19 protein-coding genes and 1 pseudogene are annotated in these 18,140 nt (G+C 61.9%); 3 read left to right on the top strand and 17 right to left on the bottom strand.

Annotated features, from left to right (window positions below):
* Window positions 1-39: 39 nt before the first annotated feature.
* The 11 genes from HDG33_RS18910 to HDG33_RS18860 all read right to left on the bottom strand — a co-directional run bounded on the left by HDG33_RS18910 (window position 40) and on the right by HDG33_RS18860 (window position 9,147).
* Window positions 40-225 (bottom strand): hypothetical protein, encoded by a 186-nt coding sequence (locus HDG33_RS18910; RefSeq protein ID WP_184032092.1) that lies wholly within the window; start codon window positions 223-225, stop codon window positions 40-42.
* A gap of 316 nt (window positions 226-541) precedes the next feature.
* Entirely contained in the window at window positions 542-1,057 is a 516-nt protein-coding gene (locus tag HDG33_RS18905; protein ID WP_260330501.1) for a DUF4863 family protein, read from the bottom strand.
* A 75-nt stretch (window positions 1,058-1,132) separates the two neighbouring features.
* Window positions 1,133-1,708: an NADPH-dependent FMN reductase gene (locus tag HDG33_RS18900; RefSeq protein ID WP_184032091.1), complete on the bottom strand. Its 576-nt coding sequence runs from the start codon at window positions 1,706-1,708 to the stop codon at window positions 1,133-1,135.
* 55 nt (window positions 1,709-1,763) lie between these two features.
* Window positions 1,764-2,786, bottom strand: a complete 1,023-nt coding sequence (locus tag HDG33_RS18895) for an amidohydrolase family protein (RefSeq protein ID WP_184032090.1) — start codon at window positions 2,784-2,786, stop codon at window positions 1,764-1,766.
* A 38-nt stretch (window positions 2,787-2,824) separates the two neighbouring features.
* The gene (locus HDG33_RS18890) at window positions 2,825-3,598 is read right to left on the bottom strand and encodes a 2-keto-4-pentenoate hydratase (protein WP_184032089.1); all 774 of its coding nucleotides are present in this window, start codon (window positions 3,596-3,598) and stop codon (window positions 2,825-2,827) included.
* Window positions 3,595-4,638: a 4-hydroxy-2-oxovalerate aldolase gene (gene dmpG, locus HDG33_RS18885; RefSeq protein ID WP_184032088.1), complete on the bottom strand. Its 1,044-nt coding sequence runs from the start codon at window positions 4,636-4,638 to the stop codon at window positions 3,595-3,597. Before dmpG ends, HDG33_RS18890 begins: the two co-directional genes overlap by 4 nt.
* Window positions 4,639-4,651: 13 nt before the next feature.
* The gene (locus tag HDG33_RS18880; protein ID WP_184032087.1) at window positions 4,652-5,593 is read right to left on the bottom strand and encodes an acetaldehyde dehydrogenase (acetylating); all 942 of its coding nucleotides are present in this window, start codon (window positions 5,591-5,593) and stop codon (window positions 4,652-4,654) included.
* A gap of 9 nt (window positions 5,594-5,602) precedes the next feature.
* Window positions 5,603-6,415 (bottom strand): fumarylacetoacetate hydrolase family protein, encoded by an 813-nt coding sequence (locus tag HDG33_RS18875; RefSeq protein WP_184032086.1) that lies wholly within the window; start codon window positions 6,413-6,415, stop codon window positions 5,603-5,605.
* The gene (locus HDG33_RS18870) at window positions 6,415-7,905 is read right to left on the bottom strand and encodes a 2-hydroxymuconic semialdehyde dehydrogenase (RefSeq protein WP_311548345.1); all 1,491 of its coding nucleotides are present in this window, start codon (window positions 7,903-7,905) and stop codon (window positions 6,415-6,417) included. Before HDG33_RS18870 ends, HDG33_RS18875 begins: the two co-directional genes overlap by 1 nt.
* 238 nt (window positions 7,906-8,143) lie before the next feature.
* Window positions 8,144-8,686, bottom strand: coding sequence for a 3-hydroxyanthranilate 3,4-dioxygenase (locus HDG33_RS18865; RefSeq protein WP_184032084.1), 543 nt, complete (start codon window positions 8,684-8,686; stop codon window positions 8,144-8,146).
* Window positions 8,680-9,147 (bottom strand): RidA family protein, encoded by a 468-nt coding sequence (locus tag HDG33_RS18860; RefSeq protein WP_184032083.1) that lies wholly within the window; start codon window positions 9,145-9,147, stop codon window positions 8,680-8,682. The genes HDG33_RS18865 and HDG33_RS18860 overlap by 7 nt, the downstream gene beginning before the upstream one ends.
* A 131-nt stretch (window positions 9,148-9,278) precedes the next feature.
* Between HDG33_RS18860 and HDG33_RS18855 the strand changes: the two genes are divergently transcribed.
* Entirely contained in the window at window positions 9,279-10,817 is a 1,539-nt protein-coding gene (locus tag HDG33_RS18855) for a porin (RefSeq protein WP_311548344.1), read from the top strand.
* A 95-nt stretch (window positions 10,818-10,912) separates the two neighbouring features.
* On the opposite strand, the gene HDG33_RS18850 is transcribed toward HDG33_RS18855, so the two are convergent.
* The 5 genes and pseudogenes from HDG33_RS18850 to HDG33_RS37465 all read right to left on the bottom strand — a co-directional run.
* Window positions 10,913-11,917: an AraC family transcriptional regulator gene (locus tag HDG33_RS18850; protein WP_184032082.1), complete on the bottom strand. Its 1,005-nt coding sequence runs from the start codon at window positions 11,915-11,917 to the stop codon at window positions 10,913-10,915.
* A 55-nt stretch (window positions 11,918-11,972) separates the two neighbouring features.
* Entirely contained in the window at window positions 11,973-12,923 is a 951-nt protein-coding gene (locus tag HDG33_RS18845; protein WP_184032081.1) for a LysR substrate-binding domain-containing protein, read from the bottom strand.
* A 72-nt stretch (window positions 12,924-12,995) separates the two neighbouring features.
* On the bottom strand, window positions 12,996-13,646 hold the full coding sequence (locus HDG33_RS18840; RefSeq protein WP_184032080.1) for a flavin reductase family protein: 651 nt from the start codon (window positions 13,644-13,646) through the stop codon (window positions 12,996-12,998).
* 52 nt (window positions 13,647-13,698) lie between these two features.
* Window positions 13,699-15,297: an MFS transporter gene (locus HDG33_RS18835; RefSeq protein ID WP_184032079.1), complete on the bottom strand. Its 1,599-nt coding sequence runs from the start codon at window positions 15,295-15,297 to the stop codon at window positions 13,699-13,701.
* Between the two features lie 171 nt (window positions 15,298-15,468).
* A pseudogene (locus tag HDG33_RS37465) lies at window positions 15,469-15,918 on the bottom strand (PLP-dependent aminotransferase family protein); the annotation flags it as partial.
* Between HDG33_RS37465 and HDG33_RS18830 the strand changes: the two are divergent.
* On the top strand, window positions 15,905-16,168 hold the full coding sequence (locus HDG33_RS18830) for a hypothetical protein (RefSeq protein ID WP_184032078.1): 264 nt from the start codon (window positions 15,905-15,907) through the stop codon (window positions 16,166-16,168). The pseudogene HDG33_RS37465 and the gene HDG33_RS18830 overlap by 14 nt on opposite strands.
* A 266-nt stretch (window positions 16,169-16,434) precedes the next feature.
* Window positions 16,435-17,418 carry a hydroxymethylbilane synthase gene (hemC, locus tag HDG33_RS18825; RefSeq protein WP_184032077.1) on the top strand — a complete coding sequence of 328 codons (984 nt, stop codon included), beginning with the start codon at window positions 16,435-16,437 and terminating at the stop codon, window positions 17,416-17,418.
* A gap of 128 nt (window positions 17,419-17,546) precedes the next feature.
* Here the strand turns inward: hemC and HDG33_RS18820 are convergent, their stop codons facing one another.
* Window positions 17,547-17,981 carry a hypothetical protein gene (locus HDG33_RS18820; protein WP_184032076.1) on the bottom strand — a complete coding sequence of 145 codons (435 nt, stop codon included), beginning with the start codon at window positions 17,979-17,981 and terminating at the stop codon, window positions 17,547-17,549.
* Window positions 17,982-18,140 lie beyond the last annotated feature (159 nt).

The raw sequence follows: 18,140 nt of genomic DNA, 5'->3' as shown, positions 1-18,140 counted from the left end.
TATCTGCCAGGTCGCGCTGCGACGCGTGCCGAGGTTCGCCTAAAATTCGTCGATGCGCAGAACAACGGCTTGAATTTCGTTACTGACACGTCCTATCCAGACTTCGATCCGATCTGCCGGCAGCAGGTCGAGCGCCTGAAGATGCAGCACAGCGGTATCGGACCGGCCTCCGCAGGAAGCAGCGACACGGGCCGACAGGCTGCGGATGCGACGGACAACACCCATGAAATAATGACTGTGTTGGCCCTGCGAGATTTTGTAATCCGTACTTGGGCAGTTAAGTGATTGCCAATATGAGCACCACGGCTTCAGTGCGCAACGCTCATTTCATCTGGGCAACAATGTATGAAGAGAAAGTCTATTGCGGCCCTATGGGCCATGAGTGCACTGAGCACGCTCGCGCTCACCCACGCCCAGTTATGTTCTCGGCACGAAACGCGGCCGCCGCATTACCACCGTATTTGAGTGGACCGTTTCATAGCAGAGCAACGAGCAGAGAAATCCGGCGGATGCACCGCGATAACAACAGCAAAAGCCGAGCTCAGACACCTTCCGCCGGCGGCACCTTATATTCGATCTTCCCGCCCGGCAGGAAAAACAGAATCAGCGCGCGACCCTGCACTGTCGGGAAATGCTCGCTCAGCGGCGGAAAAACGCGCCAGCCGGCTCCTGTGCCGCAGAAAGTGGCGCCGGGTTCGAGCGGGATGATCATGTTGATCTCACCGTTCGTATGGCAGTGGTATTGACCTTTTACGTCGCGCAGCAAGCCACTTTCGACGCTCATGCCAGCCGTTTGCCCGACCGGTTCGGAAATTCGGCCGCGCCGATAATCGGGGCCTTCGATTTCCACATAGGCTGCCCATTGCTCCTCCACACCGAGTTTCAGCAGACGGGTGAGCGTTTTATAGCCGGCCGTCTGCGGACCATAATGCTCGTTCAGATAAGCATGCAGATTGGCATCCAGCGGCATGCCGCGAATCGCGTCGCAAAGTTCATGCACGACGTCGAGAAATTCCTGCTTGTGGTCTCCGCCAGGTAACATGGCGTTCTCCTTCATCAGCAAACCGGCAAGCGCCGGTCCTATGGTTTGTGTTCGGGACGATTGTTCTTTCGAAGCGTCCAGAAGCGTCGTTCAGTTCAGTCGGCCGACCACCCGGTGCAAAGCCGCACCCACGGCAACCACCTGGCGCTCCACCAGTTCACTCCTCATTCTCCCGTCCTCGCCCCACGCCTCGTGGGCGAGTCCAAGCGCGAAGCTTTCGGGAACGACCAGCATACCGAGCTTGTCCAGCACGGTGCGCAGCGCGCTTTGCGAGCGCAGTCCGCCAAGCGGTCCGGGCGACGCCGAAACGATTGCGGCGGCCTTGCCCGATACCAGCGTCACGCCCGAGCAGCCATCGGGAAGCGGCCGGCTGACCCAGTCGATGGCGTTTTTCAGCAGCGCAGTATAGCCGCCGTTGTATTCGGGCGACGCGACGAGCAGCCCATGATGTTCGGCAAAGCATTGCTGAAGCCGCCGGGCCGCTTCGGGTACGCCCTGATCGGCCTCCAGTTCCGCGTCATAAAACGGCAGAGGATAGTCGGCGAGATTGACGAATGTCACTTCGCCGCCCGCTTCCGTCACGCCTCGCGCTGCCAGATCGAGAAGCCGGCGGTTCAACGAACCGCGGCGGACGCTGCCGCATAGGGAAAGTACTTTTGGAACCATGGTCAGTATGGCGGATATCGTGTTGGGTTGGTTAAAGCGGACTGTGCGTGTCCGTTCAGCGCGTAGTTACGGGTTCGGACACGAGATCGAAGAAGCGGATCGCATTCTCGCTGCAGAGCCTGCGTTTGGTGTCTTCGCTGAAGCCGTCGTGGCGTTCGATCAGGCCGCCGACCTCCTGCTCGCCGAGCGGAAACGGATAGTCCGACCCGAGCATGATGTGGTCCTCGCCCATCACATCGATCAGCAGCCCCAGCGCCTTTTCGTCGAACACCGCGCTATCGACATGGAAGCGTTCCACATAGGACGACGGCAGATGGGGGCAATCCTCGCGAACGATGTCGCGCTCGCGCCATGCGTTGTCGACACGACCAAGCAGAAACGCGAAGCTGCCGCCGCCGTGCGCGAAGCACAGCTTCAGACTACGCGGCAGCCGTTCGAAACCGCCGGAGAGTATCAATGAAAGAATGCCCAGTTGAGTTTCCGCCGGCATGGCAACGAGCCACGGCAACATCCATTTCTTCATGCGGCCGTCGGTCATCATGTCCCACGGATGCACGAGCACTGGAATGCCCTCGTAAGCACAGTGCGTGAGGAACGCCACCAGCATGTCGTCGTCCAGGTCACGCTTGTCGACGTGATTGCCGATCTGCACACCAATGTGCCCCTGTGCAAACGCTCGCGATGCTTCCTCGCAGGCGAGTTCCAGATCCTGCAGCGGCACCTGCGCGAGCACCTTCAGCCGGTCTGGCGCGGCAATGCATTGTTCGAGCGCGTGGTCGTTCATGCGTCTCGCCCATTCGAGGGCTGAGCGGGCCTCATGACGGTAGCCGAACATGATCGGCGTCGCGCACATCACCTGGACGTCAATGCCGAGGCGGTCCATTTCCTCGACGCGCCGGCACGGATCCCACAGCGCGCGCCCAACCGGCCGGAAGCGCCGGTTGCCGACCATGATCATGCCGGTTTCGCCGTCATCGTCCACGGTGAGCCACGGAGCGTCGTCGGCGCCTAGCCGGGCTGCTTCTTCGCGCGTAATGAGCGGGAAGAAGTGGGCATGCATGTCGATTTTTCTTAACATGATTGAACTGCCTTTGTCGCTTGCGTCCGGTACAGACGTCAACGGTTGATCAGGGTCGTCGTGAATTCGGCCTGGCCGATTCCCGACACCATACACTGCACGTGCAGACCCGCGCGAAGCGGCTGCGCGGCAGTGGCCGCGCCCGCCATGATCAGACTGCCTGCGGGCAGCGTCAGCCCCGCGCGATGCAGCAGCCGCGAGGCCTGCACAACCGAGCGCAGTGGGTCGCCGAGAATCGCTCCGGTCGATCCTGTCTGCACTTCACGGCCGTCGAAGCGCAGCGCCACGCCCGCATTGCGCAGGCCCGTGACACGGCACGACCATGGCCCGACCACTAGCCCTGCCGACGAGCAGTTGTCCGCCACGACGTCTTCCAACGTGAAACGGAAATTCCGGTAACGCGAGTCGATGATCTCCATCGCGGGCGCGACGCCATCCAGATGTCGGGCCGCCTCCAGCGCCGTCAGCGGCACCGAGATATCGCGTCCCGTCAGGAAGCACACTTCCGGTTCGACGCGTGGGTGGATCAGGCGTCCAAGATCGACGGGCGCGCCGTCCTCTTCGAGCATCGCATCGGTAAGCCATCCCCAGATCAGACTGTCCACGCCCATCTGGACCATCTTCGCGCGGCTCGTGAAGCCGAGCTTGATACCGATCACACGCTCACCGCGTGCACTTCGCCTTTCGATCGACGCACGCTGGATGCGATACGCTTCGTCGACAGAGAACGATTCGGTCAGTGTGAGTTGCTCGATCGCGGTTGCGTGACGTGCGGCTTCGTCCACACGTTCGGCCAGCAGGGCGAAATTCACGAGGCGACCTCCATGGACCGCGATTTCGCGCGCAGCATATCGAGTGCCACGTCGACGATCATGTCCTCCTGGCCGCCCACCATCCGGCGCCGACCAAGTTCGACCATGATGTCAAATGCCGAAAGACCGAACTTCGCCGCCGCGGCTTCGGTGTGGCGCAGAAAGCTCGAATACACTCCCGCATAACCGAGCGCGAGCGTCTCACGGTCGACGCGCACGGGCCGCTCCTGCAGCGGGCGCACGATGTCTTCGGCCGCGTCGATCAGTTTCTTCACATCGCAAGCGTGATTGAGGCCCGCACGGTCCACCGCGGCAATGAACACTTCGAGCGGCGCATTGCCGGCACCCGCACCCATGCCCGTCAGCGACGCGTCCACACGGTCGCAGCCTTCGTTCAGCGCAACCATTGAATTAGCGACGCCCAGTGACAGGTTGTGATGCGCGTGAATGCCGGTCTCGGTGGCGGGATCGAGCACGTCCTTGAATGCGCGGAAGCGCTGTCTGACCTCCTCCATGTTCAACGCACCGCCGGAGTCCACGACGTACACGCACTGCGCACCGTATTGCTCCATCAGCTTCGCCTGCTTCGCGAGCGAGAACGGGTCCGTACAGTGCGACATCATCAGGAAGCCCACGGTGTTCATGCCGAGCTTGCGCGCATATTCGATGTGCTGCTTCGAAATGTCCGCCTCCGTGCAATGCGTGGCAATCCGCACGACGCGCGCGCCCGCGTCGTACGCGTTACGCAGGTCGTGAACCGTGCCGATGCCAGGCAGCAGCAGTGTCGCGACTTTTGCATGACGGACCGTCGATGCAACCGCTTCGATCCACTCCAGGTCGGTGTGCGCGCCGAATCCATAGTTGAAGCTTGAGCCGGCCAGGCCGTCGCCGTGCGCTACCTCGATGCTGTCCACACCAGCGTCATCCAGTGCGCGTGCAATCTGTACGGCCTGCGCCACGCTATAGCGATGGCGCACCGCATGCATGCCGTCACGCAGCGTCACGTCGGAAACGTAGATTTTCTTTCCACCCTGATTCATAGGAGATCTCCTTTTACGCCTGCAGACCGGTCAGCGCCAGTTGTTCGGCCGCACGCACGGCGGCGGAGGTCATGATGTCCAGATTGCCGGCATAGGCAGGCAGGTAGTGCGCCGCGCCTTCGACTTCCAGAAACACGCTGACTTTCAGCGCGTATTCGCGACCCGGCAGCCGCGCGGCAAACTGCGGCGGCACCGGCACGCGATCGAACTGGACTTGCTGCTTCAGGCGATAGCCGGGCACGTAGGTCGCCACGGCCTTCACCATCTCGCTCACGGAGCCGTCGATGAGTGCCTGGTCGGCGTCCTCGTCGGTGAGGCAGTACACGGTGTCGCGCATCATCAGCGGCGGCTCCGCGGGATTCAGCACGATGATCGCCTTGCCGACGCTCGCGCCTCCAACCGATTCAATGGCACGCGCGGTCGTCTCGGTGAATTCGTCGATGTTCGCGCGCGTTCCGGGCCCGGCGGACCGGCTCGAAATCGACGCGACGATTTCCGCGTAATGCACGGTACGCACGCGTGAGACGGCCTTGACGACCGGAATCGTCGCCTGGCCGCCGCAGGTCACCATGTTGATGTTCGGTGCATCCAGATGCTGGTCGAGATTGACTACGGGAACGACGAACGGCCCGATCGCCGCCGGCGTCAGATCGATCACCTTCACGCCATGCCGCGCGAGCACCTGCGCGTGCTGCGCGTGTGCGCCGGCGGAAGTCGCGTCAAAAGCGATCTTGATGTCCTTGAACACGGGCATCGCCACGAGACCGTCGATGCCGTCAGCCGTCGTCGCCACATTCAGACGCGCGGCGCGCGCCAATCCTTCGGACTGTGGATCGATGCCGACCATCGCCGCCATTTTCAGATGCTTCGCGTGGCGCATCAGTTTGATCATCAGATCGGTGCCGATGTTGCCAGAGCCGATCACCGCCACGGAAATTTTCGCGTTATCTTTCATCGCTTCGCCTTACTCCTCTGTCGCGAACACGGCCCGGACCGACCCAAGCCCTTCGATTTGCGCTGTCATTACGTCGCCAGGCCGTACTGCGACCATCGGCCCGAGCGCGCCCGTCAGAATCACGTCGCCGGCGCGCAGCGGCGTGCCGTACCGCACCATCGTGTCCGCGAGCCAGATGGCCGCGTTCAGCGGATGGCCGAGGCACGCGGCGCCGATACCACTGCTCACCTGATCGCCGCGCGACTCCATCAACATGCCGCAGTTCACCGGATCGAAATCGCCGAGCTTGACGGGTCGGCTGCCGAGCACGAACAGCCCGCTCGATGCGTTATCGGCGACGGTGTCGACGAGCCTGATGTCCCAGTTGGCGATGCGGCTGCCGACCACCTCGATGGCGGGCAGCGCATAGGCGGTCGCGTTCAGCACGTCGACCAGTGTGTGACGCTCCCAGCCAAGGTCATGCTCGAGTACGAGTGCGATTTCCGCCTCCACCTTTGGCTGCTGCGTCAGGTGCAGCGGAATCTCCTGGCCGTCGACGAAGGCCATGTCGTCGAACAACGCACCGAAGTCGGGCTGATCGACACCCAGTTGCGCCTGCACGGATTTCGACGTGAGCCCGACCTTGCGGCCGACCACGCGCCGGCCTGCGCCCTCGCGGCGCCGTGTGTTGATTTGCTGAACGCGATACGCATTGGCGATCGCGTCGCCGCCGAGCGACACGATGGTGTCACGTACCGGCGCAATCGGCGCAAAGGGAACATTCACCTGCGCTTGCCAGAGTTCCTCGGCGACCCGCTCCAGCGTTTGATCGACGCGAGCCATCAGATCACCTTCACGCATACGTTGGTCAGCTCGGAATAGAAGTCCATCGAATGACGGCCGCCCTCCCTTCCGAATCCCGAAAGCTTCGCGCCGCCGAACGGCGTGCGCAGGTCGCGAACGAACCACGCATTAACCCAGACGATTCCCGTCTCGATCTGCCGCGCGACGCGATGACCGCGTGACAGGTTCGATGTCCACACGCTCGCCGCAAGGCCGTAGGGGCTGTCGTTGACTCGCCGCACGACTTCGTCCTCCGCATCGAACGGCGCCACGTGGCACACGGGTCCGAAGATCTCTTCGGTGACCGTGCGCGCGGTATCGGGCAGACCCGTCCAGATGGTCGGCAGGATGAACGCGCCGTCGTCGCATGCGTTGCCGAAGCTGGGCACCGTGCCGCCCGTTACGACAGTGGCCCCTTCCTCGACAGCCAATCGGCAGTAGCTCAGTACCTTGTCGCGATGGCCTCGCGAAATGAGCGGCCCCGTCGTCGTGCCCGCTTCGTACGGAGAGCCGATTCTGAGCGTCTCGGTCTTCTGTTTGAACGCGGCGATGAAGCGATCGAAGATCGGCCGCTCGACGTACACGCGTTCAGAGCACAGACACACCTGGCCTGCGTTGGTGAAGCTCGATCGCACCACACCGTCCACCGCCGCGTCGAAATCCGCATCCGCGAAAACCACGGCCGCGTTTTTGCCGCCGAGTTCGAACGACACGTTTTTTACGCCGTCGGCGACGGCCTTCATGATTGCACTGCCCGTTCGGGATTCGCCCGTGAACGTGACGGCATCGATGCCGGGCGAACGCGTCAGCCACTCGCCCGCAGCGTTCGGGCCATGACCGTGCACGAGATTGAACACACCGGCAGGCAAGCCGACATCACGCATGACCTCGGCAAGCAGCGTCGCGGAAGTCGGCGTCTCCTCGGACGGCTTCGCCACGACGCAGTTGCCCATCGCGAGCGCCGGTGCGACTTTCCACGTGAACAGCAGCAGCGGCAGGTTCCACGGTGAAATGATGCCGACCACACCGAGCGGTTTGCGCGTGACGTAGTTCAGGTACTCGTCACCATCGGCGCCGACGGTATCAAAGCACTCGCCGCTCGATGTCTTGATCAGATCCGCAAAGGTGCGGAAGTTGGCAATGCCACGCGCGACGTCGAGCGTCCGGGCCTGGTGGATCGGACGGCCCGTGTCGGCGACCTCGGCCGCGACGAACTCGTCGAACCGGGCCTCGATGCCATCGGCGATTCGATGCAGCCATGCCGCGCGCTCGACTACGCTCATCGTGCCCCACGGTCCTTGCAGCGCGGACCGCGCTGCTTCGACCGCACGCTCTACATCGCTCTGGCGAGCCTCGCACACACGCGACAGCTCATGTCCGTCGATCGGGCTGTGATTGGCAAACGTGTCGCCGGAATCGACGAACGTTCCTCCGATGAAATGCTGCAGTCGCGTCGGCAACGCGATCTCGGCATACGATTGGTAATTCACGTGATCTCCTGCTATGCGTAGAGTTCGTGCTAGGACCTGCTTATGTATCGACCTTAGTGTAGGCAAGCCTCTTGCACACGGATAATCAAAGATCGACTCGTCGGTATTCGTAACGGGAATAGCAAGCTGAAGAATAAAAAAAGCCTGCATCCTCGAGAATGCAGGCCAAGCCCTCTATTTCCAGCAATCGCCGCTGTGCGGCAGATCAGCGATTGTTCAGCAATCACTCGGCGATCAATTACGCCCCAGCACCGCGCCGTGCCTCCTTGCCGGGATGCAGCGCGCCGCAGTGCGGACAGGTGCGCTTTTCCTTCGATTCGTAGAAGCTCGAAAAAACTGGCGGCAGATCGTCGACGATGCTTTGCAGTTGAATCTCCGCGCGATACACGAGACCGTCGCATTGCTCGCAATACCATTCAAACGCATCCAGCATGCCGTGCGGGCGCTGGAATTCGACGACGAGGCAAGCGCTGCCCGCTTCCGGCCGCTGCGGCGAGTGGCGAACATGCGGCGGAAGCAGGAAGATGTCGCCCTCCTTCAGATCGACGCGGTCGCGCCTGCCGTCCATCATCAGATTCAGATACGCATTGCCTCTGATCTGATAGAAGAACTCCTCGAGCGGATCATCGTGATAGTCAGTGCGCTGGTTCGGGCCGCCCACCACCGTGACGAGCAGCTCCGCATCCCGATAGACCTGCTGGTTGCCAACCGGTGGCCGCAGAAGATGCTCGTTATCATCGATCCACTTGTGGAAATTGAACGGCTTGCCGTGCTTCAGCATTCGATGACTCCTTCGCGGCCCTGCCGCGTGGTACCCACTTCGCGCGGCAGATAGGCCACGGCCTTGATCTCGATGACCAGCAGCGGATGAGGCAGTTGATGAACGGCCACCGTGGTGCGCGCGGGACCGGTCTCGTCGAAGTATTCGCCATACACTTCGTTATAGCCGTTGAAGTCGTTCATGTTGACGAGAAACGACGTCACCTCGACGACGTTGGACAGGTCGGCTCCCTGCGAGCGGAGGATGTCGCGAATGTTCTCGATCACCGCGCGAGTCTGCTCGCGAATATCCACGCTCGCGGTGCCCATCTCGTCGGCATGGCCGCCCTCGAAACTATTGTCGGGCCGGCGCGAACTGGTACCGGAGACAAACAGAAAATCGCCAGCGCGCACGACGTGCGGAAAGCGCCCTCGTGGCCTGGCTTTGTGGGCGAGAAGCTGCCCCTGTACTGCTTTGTCCATTCGTTGTCACCTCACGTAATGAATCATACCGCTCTGTATTTGGATTTCCATTCGAGTCTAGACACAGGCGCATCCGCTGCACAATGAAATGTCGGATCACGAGTATTCACACACGGAATACCAGCGCGTTCATGACCGCACGCCCTGGGGTCTTTGTCTCGCTCAGCGACCCGACGCAGCAGATTTCTGTGTCGACGCTGCGCATTTCAGCCATCGTTTCGCAAAACGTCCTTTCGCCCGCAATTTTTCCACCGGAACATAAACCCGTGGGCGCCATTTCAGTCATTCAAACAATTCCAGGTGCTCACGCGATATTTATTTCGGAAGATCTTCTGTCCGTCTCCGCATCAGGCAATTCCGAGCATCCGGGCGATCGTCCCCGATGCCGGTGCGGCGCCGATCCGCCCTCCAGAAGGCATTCCACTCGACAAAGTTCTGGAGACACTATGAAACATTGGGCCTTGGGGTTGCCTCTCGCCTGTACCTGTCTGCTCGCGCACGGGCAGAGTTCAGTCACTCTTTACGGCGTCATCGATGCCGGCCTTCAATACGCGAATAATGTGCAAGCGGCAGTGCCCGGCGGCAGGCCACGCGGCGCGAGCCAGTTTGCGTTGACGGATGGCAACTTCACTGGCCTGAGCGGTAGCCGGTGGGGCCTGCGCGGCGTGGAAGACCTTGGGGGCGGACTTAAGGCGGTATTTGTTCTGGAGAATGGATTCAACATCAACAACGGCACGCTGGGCCAAGGCGGCGCCGAATTCGGCCGCCAGAGTTACGTCGGTATCGCGTCCCCTTATGGCACGGCCGTCGCTGGCCGCATGTACGATCCGTATGTCGACTTCGTTCAACCGTTCGGCGCCAATGCGGTGTTCGCCGGCTTCCCGGGCTCGCACCCGGATGACCTCGACAACCTGAACAACTCTGGCCGCATCAACAACGCGATCAAGTTCACCACGGCGAAGTTCGGCGGTGTCAGCGCCGGCGTCATGTACAGCCTTGGCGGCGTGGCCGGCAACTTCACGCAGAACCAGATATGGGGACTCGGCGTGGGCTACGAAGGCGGTGGCTTGCGCGTCGGCGCCGGCTACCTGAATGCTCGCAATCCCAACGTGTCGTTCTACGGAAACACCCCGAACAAGGGCGGCGCGACGGCCAACAACATCGGCTCGTTCGGTTCCGCGACGTCGCCGCAGTCCAACCCGGTCTTCGCGGGATACGCTTCGGCAAAAACGCTGCAACTCGCGGCGCTCGCGGCGGCCTACACGATCTCTTCGACCACGGTCGGGGTCGTGCTGACCGATACCCGCTTCGAGCATCTCGGTTCGTCCGCGGGTCCGAATCCCGTCGACTACTCGGGCAACGCCGAGTTCCTGAGCGCCGAAATCAACGCCAGCGTGCGCGTCACTCCGTCGTGGCTGGTCGGCGCCGCATTCGACTACACGCGGCGAAACTCCGTGAACGGTGACGGCGGTGCGCGGTATCTGCAGGTCGATCTGGGCACGATCTACAGCCTCTCCAAGCGGACGGATCTGTACGCGGTCTTCGTCGCTCAACACGCGACAGGTATCGACTCGCTCCACCAATCGGCGGTGGCGAACATCAGCGGATTCGGTCCATCGTCCACCGATAGGCAGCTGGGCGCACGCATCGGCATCCGGCACAAGTTCTGATCATCAGCGCGAGGGCGCGCCGCGCGGATCGCGAGGCGCGCCCCGCCTCCGCCCGCCTTCGCCGCGTGAATCGCGGCTGGTCTGCGGAGTGCCAACTAGGCTTGTCGGCGTCGGCGATTGCGTCGCAACGTAACGACCGGCGATTCGCCGAACAACGCCTGATAGGCCGCGCTAAACCGCCCAGGGTGGCTGAAGCCGAAGCGGAACGCAATATCCGTCACCGAGACCGAGCACGCCTCTTCCGTCAGCGCCTTTTGCGCCGCCTGCAGCTTCTGCTTGCGCAGCCACGCGGACGGAGTCGTCTCCCCCGCATTTCTGAAGCCCGCCTGCAGACTGCGCACGCTCACGCCAAGCGCGTTGGCAACCTGCATGACGCCCACGCCCGCATCCACGCCGTCCTCGAACATCTGCTTGGCGGTCGTTACGAGTCGCGGCGTGGACGCGGGCGCCGGCTTCGCCAGCTCGGCGCTGAAGTTGTGAGGAATCGAGTTCAGAATGGCCGAGATCAGGAATTCGTCGAAGGCGGCGCGCGCCTGTCTCGAAGCGGAGCCAGGCGCCGCCGCGAGCGAAATGGCGAGAGCAATTGAATCGCGCCAGATGCGCTCGAATGGCTCGGGCACCGCCCGCAGATCGAACGCAATGGGCCGTTCGAGCGGATAGCCGAGCCACGCCGCACAAACCTGTTCGAGCCGTTCGATATCGACGCGCAGCGACTGCTGCGCAAAGGCCCGGTCGAAGTCCAGAATCGTCTCGCGCTCCGGAGAAAGCGGCATGACCTGCCCTGCCTTCCACATCGCGGGAGTTCCGTTCTGCACGACGCGCGCCGCGCCGGATTGCGCGGTCATCATCAGCAACAGATCTGGAAAACGCCCTGCATTGATCGTGACCGGCGCCCCGTACTGCAATGAAACGACCGGCTGTACATCGCTGCCCTCGATCTTCAGACGGGCATCGAACGAGGCCGACTTCAGACTCACCGTGTGTTCGCAATACACGTCCGTTACGGCGCCCACGATTGCATCAAGATCGTTCGTGCGCTCGACGGCGCGCCGCGAGCGACCGTCTCCATCGCGCACGAGCGTGGAATACGCCAGAAACATCATCGTCACCTTTGTATGGAGATGAACCGCCCGCCTGGCCCGCTCGCCTTTTCCGCTATGAAGGCACAGCTTCCCGCAAACATTCGATGAATAGTTCGCAAGCCGGCGTCAGCACCTTCCCGGAACGGACCGAATACCCGACGGTGCCGAAGGCGCCGGTCTCGCGAATATTCAGAATCGTCAACAGTCCCGACCCGACGAACTGGATCGCGGCCACGTGCGGCATCACACCGACTCTCGGTGCGTCGAGCAGCAGGCCGAGATTGGTCAGCACGGACATCGACTCCACCAGATCCGCCGGCAGCGACAGGTCCGCTGCCCGGAACATCCGCTCGACGGCTTGCCGCAACGGAGATTCGGACGTCGGCAGAATCCACGGCAACGACGCCAGATCGCGCAGCGTTGCACTGGTCGTTTTCGCGATGTCATGACCGGCGCCCACCACGACCGCGAGCGAGTCGTCGAACAACGCGTGATGATCGAGAGGAAAAGCGTCGGATAGCGGCAGCCCGGTCTCGGGCAGGCGGCCGACGACGACATCGAGTTCTCCGGTGGCAAGCGCCGGGAACAGATGCGCGGTGGGGCCTTCGCGCACGGTGACGAGCACACGCGGCGAGCGTGCCTTGAGCTTCGTGATCGCAAGCGGCAACAGATGCGCCGAAGCCGAAATCAGCGTGCCGACAACGATATGGCCGGCCTCGCCGAAGCGGAACTGATCGAGTTCTTCGGTCAGATAGCGAAACTCCGCGAGCAGCGACTTCACGCGCCGCGCGACCATATGGCCCAGTTCAGTGGGAAACACGCCGCGATTCGATCGGGAAAACAGCGCGCCCTGAAAGCTCGTTTCGAGTTCCTGGATCACCTTGGTCACCGCGGGCTGTGAAAGCCGCATTTCGTGGGCGGCCCGCAGGATTGAACCCGTCTCCATCACACGGTCGAATATCAGCAGCTGGTTCAGCTTGAGGCTGCGACTCAATCCGATCTGGCTAAGCCGGTGCGGTTTCATGACGTTATCATCCGTCGCTGTGCTTAATCAGGTCGCATGGTATCACCGACGATCCGCAATCATCCTCCCATCTCACTCGCGAGGCTTGCCCGCGGACGGCAGCCAGGTCGGCACCGGAATCCTTTTTCGCTCGCCGGTGGAACAGTAGTTGGGACCACCGAGACGACCCGTGGGAAAGAAGCGGTCGACCTGTACGCGCAGCCGCTCTTCGTCGAGCAGATCATCGCGGAAGTTCATCGCCAATATCTCGCCGAATACGATCGCACGTTGCGCGGAAATATCGAGCAGGCGGAACAGCCGACACTCCCAGGAAATCGGCGACTCGGCAATGGCCGGCACACCGATCATCGTCGAAGGCTCGAGCGTCAGTCCGACCGCTTCCGGCTCGGAAACGTGAGCGGGAAAATCGCTGCCACACAGCACGGCCTTATCGACGATCGCATCGTCGACCATGTTCACGACGAACTCCTCGCGCCGCATGATATTGGCGAGCGTGTCCTTTTCCTCGCCGACACGATGGCTTTCCTCTCCATAGCGCACGATGGCGATCGCGAACAACGGCGGATCTTCGCCCATGTAGTTGAACGCGCTGAACGGCGCCGCATTGCACAGGCCATCGGCAGCGAGACTCGTGACCAACGCAATCGGGCGCGGGCCCACACTCCCTGTAATCAGCCAGTACTTCTGCATTTCGCTGAGTCCCGCCATTGGTACATGCTTCATCAAAAACTCCGTATTATCGTTTCGTGTCGGTGTTCACAGGTCCTGCCCGCGCTCACTGCGTAACGTCCGTATCGCGGGTCTCTCTCATGCAGATCGCACCGATCAGCACGGCGATGCCGCCCACCACGACCGCATACCAGATGCCGCCGTAGACGTTTCCGGTCTTCACCGCAACCGCCGTCATCATGAATGGCGCGAGCCCGCCGAACACCGCCGCGCCGAGGTTATAAGGAATCGATATCGACGTATAGCGGATCTTCGCAGGAAAGAGTTCTACATAGTATGCCGACATGGGACCGTATGCCATCGCCCCCCAGACCATCAGCAGCGCGATTAGCGTGAACATCAGCGGACGATTGATCTTGCCGGCCGCGACGCTCGCCGGATAGCCGGCTTCGACCAGCGCGGCCTTCAATACAACTGCGTCGAAGCGGTCGAATGTACGGCCTCCAACCTCGATCGAAAACGCTCCATCATGGCGCGGCACGACGGTATAGGAAAGCCCCGTCTGCGTGAAAAAGTCCCGTGCACGATCGCAGGCCGTGGACGGCGAGCCGAACAGCTCCGTGTTGCAATTGCCGGCCTCGATGCGAATGTTCGCCGACTGCTCGAATGCCACGAGTTCCGGATTCACCGCCCTCGACAGTTGCGAATAGATCGGAACGAACGTCAGGACCGCGAGACCGCATCCCGCAAGCACGATCCACTTGCGCCCACACTTGTCGGAGAGCCAGCCGAAGAACACATAAAGCGGCAGACTTATCGCCAGCATGATGGCCATGAACCCATATGCGAGTGCCGGCGGCACCTTCATTGTGGAGGTCAGAAAATACAGCGTATAGAAGTTGCACGTGTACCAGATGAGTCCAACCGCCGCCTGCGCGCCAAGCATCACTGCTAGCATCTTGCGCACGTTGGCCCAGACCAGCAGACTTTCCTTGACGGGAGAAACCGCGAGCCGATGCTCGGCTTTCATCCTCGCGAACACCGGCGACTCGGAAAGCGTAGTCCGGATATAAGTCGAAATCGCCAGCAGGACGAGGGAGATGAGAAACGGCAAACGCCATCCCCAGTCAGCGAACGCTTCGGCCGACACGAATGCCCGGCACAGCAGCGTAATGCCAAGCGATAGCAGAAAACCGAACGTGGCGGTGGTCTGAAGAAAACCAGTCGTGAAGCCACGCCGCCCCGGCCGCGAATGTTCGGCGATGTAGGTGGCCGCACCGCCGTATTCGCCGCCGAGCGCGAGCCCCTGCAGCATCCGCAGCACGACGAGCAACACCGGTGATGCCCATCCGATCGTTTCGAACGTCGGCAAGACTCCCATGCCGGCAGTGCAAAGTCCCATCACCACGATCGTCACGAGGAAGGTCGCTTTGCGTCCGGCCTTATCGCCGAAGCGCCCGAACACCACGGCGCCGATTGGCCGGATGACGAAGCCCACGCCGAACGTCGCAAGCGATGCGAGGTAACCGGCGGTCGCGCTGCCTGCCGGAAAGAAGTGTCCACTGAAGAATACCGCGAGACTTCCGTACAGAAAAAAATCATACCATTCAAGTACGGTGCCCACCGATGCGCCGACTACCACCTTCAACTCTTCGCGTCTCGATACTGCCACCGGCCCGCCATGGGCAATGGATTCATAATTCATCTTGTCTCCCTGCTCCGTCCGACGTCATTGGAAATGTCGCTTACGGCACGGCGAATATCCGACGTGCCCAATATGGAGCCGAGTCTAGACGCACCGAAATTACGCCGGTAATCAAAGATCCGGGCGCTTCTATTCGAAACGGGAATAGCGGAAGGCCACCACTGGGGACGGTTACCGATATCGGCGGATGATCTCGAACAGCCGGCGGCACGCCGCGCGGAGATGCTGTTCAGGCGTGGTAGCAACCCCGAGCAAGAGGCCGGGTAACGCCCAGGCGGGGTTCCGAACCATGCGGACAAAGGCGATGGCGGCATGCCAACGGCCATTGCCTCCCGAACGATCCGCGCGTCGGGTGCGCCGTCAGGGCGTCTGAGCAGTACCGCAAGGCCGGCATTAACCCGCTCCGCCTCGCACATTCGCAACTGCTCGCACAACGGGTCACGCTGCCAGGAGTAGCGACGCTTGAGCCGACGCGCGCGCGCCGGCCATTATGGCCGCCGCGAGTTGCACTACCGGTGGGCAAAGCGTTGCGGCTACCTCCTAGGATGCGTTAGCCAGCCCGATTGGCGCCACAACAAATCCAAGCCGCAGCGCCGGACTGATAGTCTTGCTGAAAGAGCCGCCTGCTAGCTGGATGCTATCCGATACCGCGAAAGCTGATCGGTTACTGCGTAACGGAATTTTTGAAATCCGGGCGGTTTTTTTCGGGTTGCGACATGTCGCGGCACTGACCGGCACGCATCGCGACAATCGAGGTATGTTTGAACAGAACAGGCCGTTGATTTCGATCCCGCGCAAGCGGGTTCTGGCGCCAAACGTTGTCAAGAAGAGTATGACTCGGCTGAAAAAAGTGGATGCCAACGATTCGTAGGCGTAGATGAATCGAATTCGAAGCGCGGTCTGCCCGAAGTTGCCCTCGACGGCCATACAAGGAACTTCAGGTTCGCGGTGTTTCCTTTGCCGGGAAACGCCCACGCGAGTCACGATCGATGCGACCACTTTGAAGTAGCCCGCGAAGCATCTGCCCGCCGGCGTTTGCTCCATCCTGCCTCGGCATGGCCGTGCGGCCAGCGAGAGGTTGCCGAGGCGCATGCTAACATTGTTTTTTATCACATCCCGTCATTATCCACTCAAGCAATGAATTCCGAGACGCTTGCGCCCACGCCGCCCGCGACGCTTGTCATCGCGTCGCGGGAAAGTCGGCTGGCAATGTGGCAGGCAGAGCATGTGCGGTGTGCTCTGCACAAGTTATATCCGTCTTGTGACGTAAAGATCCTCGGAATGACAACCCGCGGCGATCAGATTCTCGACCGCACGCTGTCGAAGGTCGGCGGCAAGGGGCTGTTCGTGAAGGAACTGGAGAACGCACTCGCCGACGGCCGTGCCGACCTCGCTGTTCATTCGCTGAAAGACGTGCCGATGGAACTGGCCCAGGGCTTCGTGCTGTCCACCATCATGGAGCGGGAAGATCCGCGCGACGCGTTCGTCTCGAACGCGTTCGACTCGCTCGCCGCACTGCCGGCCGGCAGTGTGGTTGGCACGTCGAGCCTGCGCCGCGAAGCGATGCTGCGCGCGCGTTATCCGCAGCTCGCGGTGAAGCCGCTGCGCGGCAATCTCGACACCCGGCTTGGCAAACTCGATCGCGGCGACTACGCTGCCATCATTCTCGCTGCGGCAGGCCTGAAGCGTCTCAGTCTGGGCGACCGGATCCGTTCGCTGCTCGATCCCATCGACAGCCTGCCCGCTGCGGGTCAGGGTGCACTCGGCATCGAGATTCGCGCGGACCGCGACGACCTCGCCGCGTGGCTTACGCCGCTGCATCATGAGCACACGGCCGCTGCGGTCGAAGCGGAGCGGATGGTGTCGCGCGCGCTCGGCGGCAGCTGCGAAGTGCCGCTCGCTGCTTATGCGACGTGGCGCGACAGCGCATTGCATGTGCGTGGCGTCGTCGCGACGCCAGACGGCCAGCGCGTGCTGACCGCGCAAGCATCGGCACCCGCGGCAACCATAGACGCTGCGCTCGAACTGGGCCGCGAGGTAGCAAGCCAGCTGGAAGCACAAGGCGCGCTCGACATCGTGCGTGCGCTCTCGACGGCGAGCGGGCCGGCGATGGGCTCGTGATGGCGGTCGGCTCACCCCGGCCATTCGCCTGCGCAGGCACCTTACAAGCGGCGAGCTGGCGACTGACTGTACATCGGGTATTGCAAATGATGTTAGCTCATCGGCGGCTTCAGGTTGATAGCGCGGCTTTAGTCGTGGGTTGCGCTGCCACCGCGCATCGATTGACTGTAGGTGGGCGAGTCACAACGAAAGGCATCCGCCGACCGGACGTCGTCTTCAAAGAAGCCTAGATATGCCGGAGTCTGTGTTACGCCTAAAGATTGGGCGAGACACCCAGCGTTCGCACCGATCGAGCGCAACGTGGTGAGCGTCGTTGAGCGATTCGTGATAAAGCGCCAAAGATGCGGGGAACGCAGTTCCGAATCGTCAAGCGGCGCAGCGGCTTGCTTCGCCGCCCCCAGTGCCGCTTCGAGGCGCGAGCGTTCCGGCGCATAGACAGTGAAACCTTCGTTAGCGAGGGCGGCGGTGACGTATCCGAACAGCGCACACAGACACGTCTTGGCGACACGGTCGCGCTCGTCGGCTTCACGCGACTGTGCGATGAACGCCGCTGTTCTCGGCATTTACAATTTGGCTCGCGCGCATGAATACCGGATTGGTGTCGGACCACGCGTCGGAAGGGCAGGCCTTTGCGGCTGGATCAAGCGGCAGGAACGGTCACAACAACTATTGATCGACCTGAAAATCGTGTCTCAAAAAGCGTCGGGCGTCAGTGCCTAGCG

This window comes from Paraburkholderia sp. Cpub6, assembly GCF_014201065.1.
Lineage (GTDB): Bacteria > Pseudomonadota > Gammaproteobacteria > Burkholderiales > Burkholderiaceae > Paraburkholderia > Paraburkholderia tuberum.
Note: the sequence above shows the minus strand (reverse complement) of the source record. Positions and strands in the feature narration are given on the sequence as shown.